The organism is Streptomyces sp. NBC_01471 (genome assembly GCF_041438865.1).
Classification (GTDB): Bacteria; Actinomycetota; Actinomycetes; order Streptomycetales; family Streptomycetaceae; genus Streptomyces.
Genome location: NZ_CP109450.1, coordinates 2844664 through 2857320 on the forward strand (window position 1 = coordinate 2844664; position 12657 = coordinate 2857320).

The 12657-nt window shown below is 72.0% G+C and carries 13 protein-coding genes; 3 read left to right on the forward strand and 10 right to left on the reverse strand.

Annotated elements, in window-relative coordinates:
• Nucleotides 1-106: 106 nt before the first annotated feature.
• The 7 genes from OG285_RS12235 to OG285_RS12265 form a co-directional block, all read right to left on the reverse strand.
• Nucleotides 107-856 (reverse strand): methyltransferase, encoded by a 750-nt coding sequence (locus OG285_RS12235; protein WP_356828591.1) that lies wholly within the window; start codon nt 854-856, stop codon nt 107-109.
• Nucleotides 857-999: 143 nt separating this feature from the next.
• The gene (locus OG285_RS12240; RefSeq protein WP_371790965.1) at nt 1000-2226 is read right to left on the reverse strand and encodes an MFS transporter; all 1227 of its coding nucleotides are present in this window, start codon (nt 2224-2226) and stop codon (nt 1000-1002) included.
• A gap of 302 nt (nt 2227-2528) precedes the next feature.
• Nucleotides 2529-2993 (reverse strand): group II truncated hemoglobin, encoded by a 465-nt coding sequence (locus OG285_RS12245; protein WP_356828595.1) that lies wholly within the window; start codon nt 2991-2993, stop codon nt 2529-2531.
• A 42-nt stretch (nt 2994-3035) separates the two neighbouring features.
• Entirely contained in the window at nt 3036-3863 is an 828-nt protein-coding gene (locus OG285_RS12250; protein WP_356828597.1) for an AfsR/SARP family transcriptional regulator, read from the reverse strand.
• Nucleotides 3864-4262: 399 nt separating this feature from the next.
• The gene (locus OG285_RS12255) at nt 4263-5153 is read right to left on the reverse strand and encodes a class I SAM-dependent methyltransferase (RefSeq protein WP_356828599.1); all 891 of its coding nucleotides are present in this window, start codon (nt 5151-5153) and stop codon (nt 4263-4265) included.
• Nucleotides 5154-5234: 81 nt separating this feature from the next.
• Nucleotides 5235-5981, reverse strand: coding sequence for a thioesterase domain-containing protein (locus OG285_RS12260; RefSeq protein ID WP_356828602.1), 747 nt, complete (start codon nt 5979-5981; stop codon nt 5235-5237).
• On the reverse strand, nt 5978-6466 hold the full coding sequence (locus tag OG285_RS12265) for a hypothetical protein (protein WP_371790966.1): 489 nt from the start codon (nt 6464-6466) through the stop codon (nt 5978-5980). Before OG285_RS12265 ends, OG285_RS12260 begins: the two co-directional genes overlap by 4 nt.
• A gap of 404 nt (nt 6467-6870) precedes the next feature.
• Here OG285_RS12265 and OG285_RS12270 point away from each other — a divergent pair, with 404 nt between their 5' ends.
• Entirely contained in the window at nt 6871-9666 is a 2796-nt protein-coding gene (locus tag OG285_RS12270; RefSeq protein WP_371790967.1) for a BREX system ATP-binding domain-containing protein, read from the forward strand.
• A gap of 221 nt (nt 9667-9887) precedes the next feature.
• Here the strand turns inward: OG285_RS12270 and OG285_RS12275 are convergent, their stop codons facing one another.
• Nucleotides 9888-10358 (reverse strand): lamin tail domain-containing protein, encoded by a 471-nt coding sequence (locus OG285_RS12275; RefSeq protein WP_356828608.1) that lies wholly within the window; start codon nt 10356-10358, stop codon nt 9888-9890.
• A gap of 431 nt (nt 10359-10789) precedes the next feature.
• Between OG285_RS12275 and OG285_RS12280 the strand changes: the two genes are divergently transcribed.
• Together OG285_RS12280 and OG285_RS12285 are read left to right on the forward strand one after the other, a co-directional pair.
• Nucleotides 10790-10966, forward strand: coding sequence for a hypothetical protein (locus OG285_RS12280; RefSeq protein WP_356828610.1), 177 nt, complete (start codon nt 10790-10792; stop codon nt 10964-10966).
• Between the two features lie 7 nt (nt 10967-10973).
• A complete protein-coding gene (locus OG285_RS12285; RefSeq protein WP_356828612.1) occupies nt 10974-11210 on the forward strand; it encodes a hypothetical protein in 237 nt (78 codons plus the stop codon).
• Nucleotides 11211-11242: 32 nt separating this feature from the next.
• Here the strand turns inward: OG285_RS12285 and OG285_RS12290 are convergent, their stop codons facing one another.
• A complete protein-coding gene (locus OG285_RS12290; protein WP_371790968.1) occupies nt 11243-11497 on the reverse strand; it encodes a hypothetical protein in 255 nt (84 codons plus the stop codon).
• A gap of 203 nt (nt 11498-11700) precedes the next feature.
• The gene (locus tag OG285_RS12295; RefSeq protein WP_371790969.1) at nt 11701-12348 is read right to left on the reverse strand and encodes a hypothetical protein; all 648 of its coding nucleotides are present in this window, start codon (nt 12346-12348) and stop codon (nt 11701-11703) included.
• Between the last annotated feature and the right edge of the window lie 309 nt (nt 12349-12657).

Below are 12657 nucleotides of genomic sequence, written 5' to 3' on the forward strand. Positions count from 1 at the left end.
CAATCTTCAGGGGCGGGTCCTGTCGCCCTGTTGTGAATTCGCATTGTCTGGACTGATGCTCGTGACTTGCTGCGCGGGGCTTTCCGGCCGGGCCGGAGACGCGGGGTCAGTGGCGCAGGAACTCGTACATCGTGAAGTCCATGTCCACGATTCCGCGTTCGTTGGTGTGGGCCGCGACCACCGGAGATTCCGGGAAGTCCGCTGCGGGCAGTTCGACGGATTCGCTGCGGTAGCGCCGGCCCTCGAAGCCGGCGTCGGCGGCCGCCCGCAGCATCTTTTCCTTGTTGCCCATGGCCTCGCTGGTGCCCAGGTAGATCCGGCCGGCCGGGGCCAGGTGGGGCACGACGTCCCGGAAGAACCGGCGCACCATCTCGTAGCCGGGGTCGAAGACCGCGCGCTCGATCTGGCCCGCGTACGAGCGGTTCTCCGGAGCCTCGATGAATGGGGTGTTCCAGAAAACCAGGTCGAACGGCTCGGCGGGATCCAGTGCGTCGAACAGATCGCTGGTCAGTGCCGTAACCCGGTCGGACACCCCGTGCCGGGCGGCGTTGCGGTGGGTGTTCTCCGCCGCGGCCGGGTTGATGTCCAGGGCGACCACGCGCTCACTGCCGCGCTGGGCGGCGAGCACCGAGGAGAGTCCCGCGCCGCAGCCCATCTCCAGGAAACTGATGCCCTTTTCGTACGGCACCCAGGAGGCGAACAGTTCCGGGCCCGGGTCCGTGTAGGGCGGGAACACCTCGGGAAGCAGTTCCCACTCCTGGTCAAGGAGCGTGAACGTCGCCCGGGCCGGACGGTCCGGGCTCTGTATCTGCGACACCACCCAATTTCCCAGTTCGTAACCGAGCTTGTTGTCCATGGGTCCTCCACTCAGGGGAGCCGCCGGAGAAATCCTGTCAAGGCCTCCTCCGGGGCTCCCGGCGATGGGTTGCTGCCGGCGGACGGGGAACGTCCGCCGGACGGTGATGCGTGCGGCGCGGACCTGGGAGCGGACCGACGAGGTCAGGCCTCGCTCGTCTGCGGGCTCCGTGCCCGGCTCCGGGCCATCGTCCGGTCGATCAGGACGACCGGGATGGTGAGTACGGCAAGGCCTGCGCCTATCCAGGGAATGGAGGTCAGTCCGGCGCCGGCACCGAGGGCGACGCCCGCGAGGACGGGGACGAGGCTGATGCCGAGCTGGAACATGGAGACGGCGGTGGCCCCGGCGAGCGTCGGCGCGTTGGCCGCCACGGTGAACACCCGTCCGTAGATGGCCGGGTTGAGCACGAATCCGGCGATACCCAGGAGCAGCACCAGGACGATGACCGCGACGGCGTAGTCGGCGAGAAGGGCGAGCAGCACCGACGTGACGAGGATGCCGCCGGCGCCGATGAGGAACGCGTGGTGGGGACGCCCGTCGGCGATCCGGCCGCCGATGAACAGACCGAAGAACGCGCCGACGCCGAAGAGGACGAGGATCGGGGGCACCCACACGGAGTCGACGCCGGTGACGTCCGTGAGGAACGCCGCAAGGTAGTTGTACGAGATCATGTACGCGGCGGTGCTCAGCAGCGTCGCGGCGTACACCACCCACAGTTGCGGCTGTCGCATGGTGCGCAGCTCGCGGCTCACGCTGGGTTCCTGGGCCGCCCTGGTCGCGGGGATGGCGACCGCCGTCGAGACCGCGCCGAGGACGGTCAGGGCGACCACCGCCCAGAATCCGCCCTGCCACTCGGTGAAGTGGCTGAGGAACGCGCCGGCCGGGCCACCGCCGACCATGGCGATGCTGAGTCCGCTGACCACCACGCCGGAGGCCCGTGCGGTGCGTTCGGGGGTGACGAGTCCGATCGCGGTGACCGCGGCGACCGCCCAGAACCCGGCGTAGGCCAGACCGCACAGGAAACGGGTGATGATCAGCACGGTGAAGTTGTCGGTCACCAGGCCGACCGCCACGAAGACGGCGAACGTGAGCTGCGAGATCACCAGGGTGATGCGTCGCGGCCAGCGCAGTGTCAGGACAGCGAGCGGTGGGCCGCCGATGACCACGCCGATGGCGAACGCGGAGATCAGCGCACCGGCGGAGGAGAGCGAGATGTGCAGGTCGTCGGCGATGTCCGGGAGGACTCCGGCCAGCAGAAACTCGGCGCTGCCCATGGCGAACAGGCTGAACGCGAGCAGGTAGACCGCGAACGGCAGCCGGTCTCGGGCCTTGCGCGCGGCAGCCTCGTGGGCTTCGGTCTGAACGCTCATCGGCAACCGCCGAGCGTGAGGGGGGTGATCGAACGCATGGGGCGAACTCCTTGTCCGGATGGTTCGGGCGGGCGGATCAGGGCGGGTGTCCGCCGGTCTGACGGGCGTGCGGAGCACGGCTCCGCCGGACCCGTGGGACGGCCGCCCGCGGGGCGCGGGCGTCCCGGCGATCCGCTTGATCACGGTGATCACTGCCAGTCCCCATGCTGGAACCGTGCGTTGCGGAATGACAATATTTGTTGCCGAGACCGGGACGCGCGGACGGCATCCGGCGGGCCCGGTTCCATGGCCCGGCCACCGGGTCAGTCATCACCGGGGACGGCCTCGCCCCAGCCCCACTTCTTGATGGTGGTACGGCCCGAGGGCCCGGTGTCCGGCTGCGAGTTGGCCATCGCCCGGCGCGAGCCGAACTCGATGTACCCGACGAACGCCGAGCGGAACTCCGCGTCCTCGGGGATGCCCACGACGTCCATGGCCTCCAGCATCAGCTGCACCCACCGCGCACGCTGCTCGGGCGTGATGGAGCGGCCGCGGTGCCGGGAGACCATGCGCGGATATCCGCCGTGGTGCTCGGTGTAACGCCCGGGGCCCCCGAGGACTTCGCCGAGGAAGGTCGCGACGTGCTGCGGGTGGTCGTCGTCCATGTGCTTGAAGAGCGGAGCGAGGAGCTCGTCCTTGCGGACGCGCCGGTAGAACTCCTCCGTGAGCCTTTCCAGCGCCTCGGCGCCACCGGCCCATTCGTACAGGGTGGGAGTCTGGTCCGTCACTGTGTCACCTCTTCTGTGGTGCTCGGTGGTGGTGTGGTGCGCTCAGGCCGCGTACAGGTCGAAGGTCGGGGTCGGCGGTCCGCCCTGGGCGCCCGCGGCGAGCCGGGGGTCGACGGCGAGCATCGCCTGGTGCAGTCGCTGAAGTTGCGGAGCGGGCTCCAGACCCATTTCCTCTATCAGCCGCCGGCGCAGCCCGCGGTAGAGGTCGAGGGCTGCGGACTGCCGCCCGGAGCGGTAGAACGCGACCATGGCCTGGGCGTACAGCCGTTCGTGGGAGGGGTTCTTCCCCGTCAGTTCGATGAGTTCCGCGAGGAGTTCGGTGTGCATACCGAGGCGCAGCTCGGCGTCGATGCGCCGCTCGGTGGCGAGCAGCCGGCTCTCCTCCAGGGCGGCCGCGTGGATCCGCAGCGCCGTCCCGGCCCGTACGTCGACGAGCGCCGGCCCGCGCCACAGCGCCAGGGCCTGGCGCAGGAGCCGGGACGCGAGCTCGTTGTCCCCGTCCGCGAAGGCCGAGAGACCGTCGCGGGTCGCTCGCTGGAACGCGAAGGCGTCCACGTCCTTCTCGGCGACCCGCAGGAGATAGCCCCCCTGCCCGGTGGCGAGGAGCTGCCGGGCACGGGCCGGCCCGTCGGGCCCGCCGAGGGCGGCGGCCAGGATGCGGCGCAGGCGCAGGATGTACGTCTGGAAGGTGGTGTGCGAGCTGGGCGGCGGCGCCGGCCCCCACAGCTCCTCCCGCAGGGCCGACACCGGGACGAGCTGTCCCGAATGGAGCGCGAGGAGCGCGAGGATCTGCCGCTTCTTCGCCGCCGTGGGTACGACCGGGACACCGTCCGTCTCGGCCTCCAGCGGGCCGAGAATCCGTATCTTCACGCGTCCTCCGTAACTCGCATGTGCCCCGTCCGGTTTTCCGATTCCGCTGGGGCGACCGCTCTGCGAAGGAACATAGAAGTGCGGGGCCGAGGCCCTCAATACGGTGGGACCGTAGGGCTGACCGAAGAATCTGCGGTCGTGGTCGTCCTGCGGTCGGGCGGACGCGCGAGGGCGGCCTGCGGCGGCAGCGCCGCGCGCCGTCCGAACTGCGGATCACAATGCGGGGAGAAGGCGCCCGGGAGGGCAAACGGAATCCGGGCAGGCCGAAGGAACACCCCCCGGAAGTGCCGGACCACGTGTGAATCCTGGAAGATTCAGGGGCCGATCGGAATTGAATGGCCGTCTATTCCGCCGGGTATTCCGGTGCTCGCCGCCACGGGCACTTCGGTCGGCCGGGAGTCAGGCCCGCGGCCGGCACAGGCGGGCCGTGTGCACGGTGACCGCCGTGAGGTAGAAGGCATCGGGGCGCCACAGGATGCCCGTGCAGTCGTCCCCGTCCAGGAGTTGCTCCACGGTCAGCCGGTCGACGAGGTCGAGGTGCTCGCCGCGTTCGTCGAGCAGGAGACGCAGCCGGGTGTGCAGATGCCGGCGCGCGGCCAGGTCCAGCGGGGCCGGGAAGTCGATCAGGAAGGTGCGGCTGCCGGTGGGGACGAGCCCCGCGGATGCCAGCAGGCACGGCCAGTCCTCGACCACGGACGTGGTGCCCGGCAGCCGGGCGCGTCCGGCTGCGAACCCCTCCTCCAGGGCCGCGTCCAGGCGCGCCTGGAGGCCGGGTCTGCCGATGCCGATGTCGCGGGGCAGGAAGCGCGGCGGCAGCCCGCGTTCGGCGACGGCGAGCACGCCGCCGGGCCGCAACGCGGAGGCCAGGCTCCGCAGCGCCGCCTGCTGGTCGCCCAGGTGACGGCAGACGTTGCCGGTCCAGATCAGGTCGGCCGGCCCGAGCAGGCCGAACTCTTCGGGCCGTTCGGCCCGTCGGGTGGCGATCCGCCCGGTCAGCCCGCGTTCCGCGGCGCGGACCTCGGCCCGGGCCAGGGGCGCGGCGGACCGGTCCACGGCGACGACGGACGCCTGCGGGAAGACGTGGGCCAGGATGCAGGAGGCCACTCCTGGCCCGCTGCCGATGTCGAGGATTCGGCGGACCGCCGACGTGTCCCGGTCGGTGGGCCCGAGCAGGCCCCGCAGCCAGTGCGCCGCGTCCGTCAGGAAGCCGGAGTGCAGTTCCGTCTCGTGCTCCGGCTCGGCGCCGGGGGCCTCGTCGTCGAGGCCCGGGGCGCGGTGTGTAGATGTCATACGGTCACCTCCGGCGTCCAGGATGTGGACGCCGTGGGTCCCGGGCAATTCTTGTTGCCGAATCCGGAACGGGTGCGCGATTCAGTACGCGGCGGCCGCCGCCCGCAGGCGACGCGCGGCCGCCGGGCGGATCAGGTCCCGTGCGCAGGTGTCCAGGAGCTTCCGCTGGGCGGTGAGCGGGAAGTAGTGGTCGCCGGGGAACGTCTCCATGCGCAGGGCGCGCCGGGTGCACCGGCGCCAGCCGGCCAGGTCCGCCCCCGTGACGCTGTGGTCCTGAAGACCCCGCATCGCGGTGACCGGGCAGTGCACGACATGGCGCGGGTCGCGCCGGTAGGCCTCCATGACAGCGACGTCCGCACGCAGCGCGGGCAGCGCCCGGGCCGCGCGCCGCGGGTCCCTGTCGACCGGGGGCATCCGGCCGCGGTCACGGAGCCTGCGGATCATCGCCGCGTCCGGCAGGTGGCCGATCGCGTGCTCCGGCACGGTCCGGTGCGGCAGACCGGAGCCCGAAACGTAGAGCCGCTCGGCGACCGCGTCGTGCTCCCACTCGAGCCGGGCGGCCATCTCGTACGCGAGGAGGGCACCGAACCCGTGCCCGTAGAACGCGAAGGGGCGGTCACACATACGGGCCACGTACGGCATGATCTCAGCCAGCAGCGGCTCCAGGCTGCCGCACGGGCGGGTGCGCGGATGGCGGCCGCGGCCGGGCAGCTCCACCGGGGTGACGACCACCAGAGGGTCGATGGCCTCGGCCCACGGCAGGTACACGCCGGCCGAGACGCCCTCGAACGGAAGACAGAACAGCCGCACCGAGTTGTCGCCGGTCATCGGGTCACCGGCCCCACGAGCAGGTCTTCGGCGCCGGGTCGGTACCTCGGGGTGCCGCCGCGCAGCAGGATGTCGTACGCCTCGTTGGCCATGCGGACGAGGCGGAGCCCCGCCCGCCGGCTCCTCAGCCCGCTCGTGTACCGCCAGGCGAAGGTCCAGGTGCGGTCGTCGCGCCGGATGAGGGTGGCGCACGTCGACGAGCCCTGGCCGAGGGGCAGTCCGGCGGCCGACTCCCGGGCCAGCCGCTCGGCGAGGCAGGCGTCCTGCACCCCCGTACGGGTGGCCCGCCAGTCGACGACCTGGAGACGGAAGCCGGAGCCGAGCACGGCCTGCCAGGCCTGCTCGTACACCAGCGGCAGGAGGCTGGTCAGGGACAGCACGAACTGTTCGGTGCGGCCACCCCCGGGCGGGGCGGGGGCGGACAGCAGCGGCAAGGCCGGGTGGATGGCCCATATCGGGCGGAGCTCCTCACGTGGCGCCCTCATGTGATCACCGATCCTTCCATCAGATTTTCGCCATTTAGGTCGCCGGGGGAATATGTCAGGTTTCCGGGGGAGGGCTTTCCGAGTGGCCCACCGGTCACCACCGCGATGCTGTGCAGACCGTACCGGTGCGGTACCCGCACTCATCAATACGGTGGGACCGAAACAATGGCCGAATGAACACGTGTCAAATCCATCAGGAGGAAGCATTTGCGTCATTCGACAGGGGCCGTGCTAGCGGCGGGCTACATTCGGAGGTGTACGCCGTTAACCGGCGGCCGGGGGATCGACGGGGGCTTCGATTTTCCCTCTGACCTGTCTGCAGAACACCCTTCCCGTCAGGGCGGCGACGGCTTGAGCACAAGACCGTGTCCTTGACAGCGCTGGTTCGCAGGAGGTTCAGGGAAGTGCCCCAGGAACTGTTCGGCAGAGGCGAAGAATCCAAGATCATCATCCAGATGCTCGAGTCCGCGAGAGCGGGATCGGGCGCGGGCGCGCTGGTGGAGGGGATCATCGGGACAGGCAAGACCTCACTCTTGCGCTGGGCCGAGGGAATCGCCCGCGAACAGGGCATGGTCGTGCTCTCCGCCACGGCGTCCCCCACCGAACAGCCCTTCTCCTTGGGGGTCGTGCACCAGCTGCTCGGCGCGCTGCCCGAGACGGCACAGGGATGGACGCGTACCTTCGCGGCGGGTGCGAGCGCGGGCGCGGGCGCCCGGGGCCCCGCCGAGCCCGACTACCCGCTGCTCGCGGAACTGTGCGCGGGCGTGGGGCGGACCGCGCGGTGCACCCCGATCCTCCTGACGGTCGACTCCGTCCAGCACGCCGACCTCGAGTCCCTGCTGTGGCTGGGCTTCCTCAGCCGCCGGCTCGACGACCTCCCCGTCGTACTGATCGCCACCAAGCGCTGCGGCGAGCCGGTGAGCGACCAGCACCTGCTGGTCGAGTTCAAGGAAGGCATCCGGCCCGACCGCCATATCCATCTGCACGACCTGAGCCCGGCCGCCGCCTTCGACCTGGCCGCCGCACTGTGCGGCCTCGACCACGAGTCCGTGGATGCGCTGGTCGCGGACACGGGCGGCAACCCCTATCTGCTGACCGAGCAGATACGGAGCGCGCCTGCGTTCCCCGGCGCGGCGGGGCACGCCCCGGACGCCCTCGCCGGCCGGATGCTGGTGGATCCGCCGGACGAGCTGATGCGGCTGCGTGCGGTCAAGGAGCGCATCCTGTGCATGCTCCGGCGGCTCGATCCACACGGCCTGGAGGTCGCCCGGGCCGCCAGCATCCTCGGCTCACCGCTGGACCCGGCCATCCTCGCCGACTTGTGCGGCTTGCCGATAAAGGACGCCTGCCGCAGCCTGTCGCGGCTCACCGAGTCGGGGCTGGTGTGCCCGCACGACATGACATTCCGGCACCCCCTCCTGGCCAGACTGCTGTACCAGGACATCCCGTGCGCGGAGCGCGCCGAACTCCACCGGCTCGCAGGCCGGTTCATGTGGCGCCGCAGTGCGCCGGGCGAGGACGTCGCCGCCCACCTGATGCGATCCCACCGGCTCGACGAGCCGTGGATGACGCGGCTGCTGCTCGACGTCGCACAGGGCATGGTCGGCCGGGACCCTGCGGGAGCCCGGCAGCTGATCGAGAAGACCACCCTGCATGGCGTGCCCGAGGAACTGACGGTCCGCGCGGACGGGTTGTGGATCCAGGCACTCACCGCCCTGGACCTGCCGACCTCCGCCCGGGCACTCACCCTGCACGTCGCCGGCCTCCTGCGGCCCGATGAGCGGCTCCAGGAGGCGCTGCGACTCTCCGACATCCTGCTGCGGCTCGACGAACTCGCCTGCGCCCGGAAGGTGTTGGAGGATATTCGTGCGGAGATCGGCGTCCTGGACGCCGCAGCGGCCGACCGACTGCGCGAGCGGCTCATCCACATCCGGCTCCACGAGGGCACCTACAGCCCGGGGGAAGAGGGCGAGGACCGTCTTGAGCAGGTCCTGCTGCTGCGCACCGCTGCGGGCGACTCGGCCCAGACGGTACGAAAGATCGCCGGCCGGTTCCTGGCCGTCCCCCACGCGCCGTACGGCTCCCCCACCTGGTACCACGCGGTGCTGGCACTGCTCTGGGCGGGCGACATGGACGAGGCCCGGCGGCACATGGACACGGAGGTGCGGCTGGCCCGCGCCGAGGGCACCGTGACCCGGATCGCCGAGGCTCTGGCTGTACGCGGTCTGGTGCAGCTGCACCGCGGACCGCTCGCGGACGCCGGTGACGACGCGCGTCAGGCGCTCGACCTGCTCACCCGGATCGGCGCCGGCTCCTATCACGCGGGGGCACTGGCCCGGAGCGTCCTCATCGATGTGGCCCTGGAGAAGGACGACATCGCCGCGGCCGGTGCCTTGCTCGACGAGTCCCCGCCGCTGCCCGGCGACCGGCCCGTCACCTGGTGGCGGCTGCACCTCCTGGACAGCGCCGGCCGCGCCCTGGGCCGGCTCGGCCAGGCCCAGCGCGGGCTCGCTCTGATCGCCCGCTGCGAGGAGGAGATGGCGCGCCGGGGCGTCGTCAACCCGGCGATCCTGCCTTGGCGTTCCACCCGCTCCGCTCTCCTGCTGGCCCAGCACAATGCAGCCGCGGCCCGCCGGGCCGCCCGGCAGGAGACCGACCTCGCCCGGCGCTGGGGCGCCCCGTTCGCCCTGGGACGGGCCTTGGTCGCGGAGGCCTCGGCGAGCTCGGGGCGCGAGGCGGCGCAACTCGCCGGCCAGGCTCTGGAGATACTTGAACCCGCCCCCACGCCCATGCTGTTCACCCACGCCCTGTACGAGGCGGGGCGGGCCCACCGGCAGATCGGCAATGTCCGGCGCACCCGCGAACTGCTGCACCGCGCCAACGAGGTGGGTATCTCGCTCGGTGCCGACGGTTTGGTGGAGGCGGTACAGCGGGAGCTGCGGTGCGCGGGCGGGCGGCCCGATCCGCGCAAGGATTCCACGGAGTCACTGCTCACCCCGACCGAACGGCAGGTCTCGGGGCTGGCGGCGCGCGGGATGAGTAACCGTGACATCGCCCATCTGCTCAAGGTGAGCCTCCGGAACGTCGAGTCCCATCTCACCCACTCCTACCGGAAGTTACGGATCAGCGGGCGGCTTGAGCTGGCCGAGTACTTCCCGCCGGAGGAGGAGCCGGCCGCGATGCCGGCGCTGCTCCACTAGGGCGTGTCCGGCCGGTCTTCGTGGATCAGCCCGCGGCGTCCGGTGCGGTGCCTCCGTCGTTCTCGGCATGGGTGGGGATCCCGCAGCTGGTGACGTGCGGAGAGTTCGTGTCACCGAGCCGTGCCGCCAAGCCCCCCGGCCGAAGGCGGGCGGCGCGGGGCGCACACAGCAGTGCGCCGCGAGCGGGCCCACTCGCGGCGCACCTGATGTCACCTCAGCCGTCAGTGGTGACGGTGCCCCAGGCGCTCGACGTCCACGACGTGACCGCGCGCGTCGCGCAGGGTCGCGGTGTCGACGCGGTCCCAGATCGGCGCGCGCCGGTTCTGGTAGACGTCGTTCCAGGTGTCACGGCCGTGACCGGTGTGGACCTTGACGGACTTGTGCGCGCCGAGCCGCAGCGCGTGGAAGCGGTAGGAGTGGTGCTGCGCGTCGGTCAGCGACCAGCCGCGCAGCTCCACCGCCCTGCGGGAGTTGTTGGTGACGGTGATCCACTCCGCGTCCACCCGGTTGCCGCGGTGGTGCCCGCGGCCGTGGCTGTCGACGTGGTGGACGGCGCCGACCACCACGGCCGACCGCTCAGGGCGCGGGGCGGGGTGGTGGGCGGCGGCCGCCGCCGGGAAGGCGGTGGCCAGCAGGGCCCCGGAGGCCAGCACAGCTGCGGCGAGACGGGAACCCGAAGACAAGGACGACATGGAACCCCCAGATCAGGGCATGCGCGCGCCGGTCGGCCCACGCATGGTGCAGATGAACTTCCGGCTCTGCGCCGGACATCCACACTCTGAACCGCGGCGGTTCCGATGTCCGGAGAACCTTCGCGACTTTACTGAAAGCGGACAAAACACACACCGTCAGATCATCCGGCGCATACGCCCCCGCGCGTCCCGCCGGACGACGCGCTCCCCACGGACACCGGCCAGCACGAGCGCCGTTCCCGCGAGTGGACGACCGGGAGACGGGTCCCGCACCGCCCCCGGACGGCCCGTCGACGTCGGCGCGGGCTCACCGGTGGGACAACTCCGCCGCCCCGCTCCACACCCGGTGACCAATCCGCTACCTTGCGTGATACATCCCAGATGCACCCCAGATACACCCCAGCCGGACTCAGGACACCAGGGGACCTTGAGTGAACCGCACACGCACCGCTCCCACCGCGCCGACCGACACCGTCGAGCAGCCCGGCAACGGGCAGCAGACCAGGTACGGCCCGGTGTTCCCGCACCCGGGTGAGGACCGGCGGCCGGACGCCGATGGGCCGCTCGGCCACCGCCACCCCGCCCAGACCGCCCCGGCCGGCGAGTAGCGCCCCCATGGACCGCCACGAACTGCGAGCCGCGCTGGGCGATGCCGGGGTACCCGACGGCTACTACCGGATCGAGGGGGTCCACGAACCGGCCCCCGCGCCCACCGACTTCCTCTACCTGAAGCGGACCGAGGACGGCGGCGCGTGGGAGACCGGTGCGTACGAACGCGGCCTGTCCGAGGTCATCGGCCGGTACGACACGGAACAGGACGCCTGCGCGCACCTGCTGCGGCTGCTCGTCTGACCCCGGCCGGACAGGGACCTGGCGCTCCGGCGCTACTGGTCGCCCACGTCCCGCCGGTTCGACAGGGCCGACTCGGCGAGGGACGACAGGCCCTCGACGTAGACCGTGCCGTCCGGCGCCGGCCGTACGACGAGCCAGCCGCGCGTGCCCAGGCTGCGCACCTGCCCCCGCACCTCGTCGCCGAGCTCGGCCGCGAGGTCGTCCTCGCGGGGCGTGCTGCCCGCGTGCAGATGCTCGCGGATCCGGAGGAGCAGCGCCTCTTCCTGCGCGGTGATGTTGAAGTCCATCCCTGGACGCTACGGCCCGCCGGACGCCGCCGCCCGCGGAGGGTCCGACCCCACCCCGTACCCGCCCGGCTCCACCCCGGACCCGCACTCCGCGACCCCGCCCGGACGCGCCGGCCGGGAGAGGCCCGCGGCGCCTTCGCAGGACGCCGCGGGCCTCTCTCACACGGGCCTCCCCTGCCCGGACCCGGTCCGGGCCGGGGCGGTCAGGCGCCCGGTGCGGCCGGCACCTGGGCGACGCCCGGCACGGTCGGAAGCTTCGGAAGGCCCGGCAGGTTCGCGGCCGGGAGCCCGCCGCCGAGCAGCGTGGCGGCGACGACGTTCACCTGGGACGCGAGCACGGCCTGGGCCGCCGTCGCGACCTTGGCGGGGCTGCCGGTGGTGGCGGTCCTGACGAGGGTGTCGACCTTGGTCTGGAGGTCGGCAGCGGCCTTCGCCTTGAGCGCGGCGCCCGGGTCGGGTGCGGCGGGCGCACCGGACACCCCGGTCACGCCGCCCGGGATACCGGGGGCCGCGGGCGCACCGGGGGCGCCTGCCGTGACCTTCGCGAGGGCGGCCTTGACCGCGTCGCCGAGCTTGGCGGCGTCCGCGGCGGGGAGCTTGCCGTCCGGGGCCTTCAGTACGGCGTCGACCAGGGTCGCCACCGGAGTCAGGACCCCGCCGGCGTCACCCAGCAGTTTCGCCTGGCCCGCCAGTTCGTCGGCGCCCGGCACCGGGGCCGCCGGGGCGCTCGCGGGGCGGGCCGCGGAAGCGTCGCCGGCCGCCGCGTAAGCCGCCGGGCCCGCTATGCCGAGAGCGAGGGCGCCGCAGACGGCGGACGAGACGAGCAGACCGGCCTTCGGGGACATGCGCATGGAAAGCGTTCCTTTCGGAAGTGCGGAAAGTGCGGAAAGTGCGGAAGGTACGGAGAGTGCGAGAGGTGCGCGACGTGCGGGAAGCACGGAGAGCGCGGAAGCACTCACCGCCACCGTGCGAACGGCGACCGCACCGCGCAATCGCAGAGTCACCCGGAGTCACCTGACCGCCTGCCCAGGACCGCTCCGACCTGCACGTCTCCCGTCAGCCCCCGGGCCGGGCCGATGCATCCGTTAGGGGGAGAGCGCGTCCGGGCCCCGGAGAGCGGCCGGGAGCATGACTGCGGCCCCCGGGGCCGGTCCCGGGGG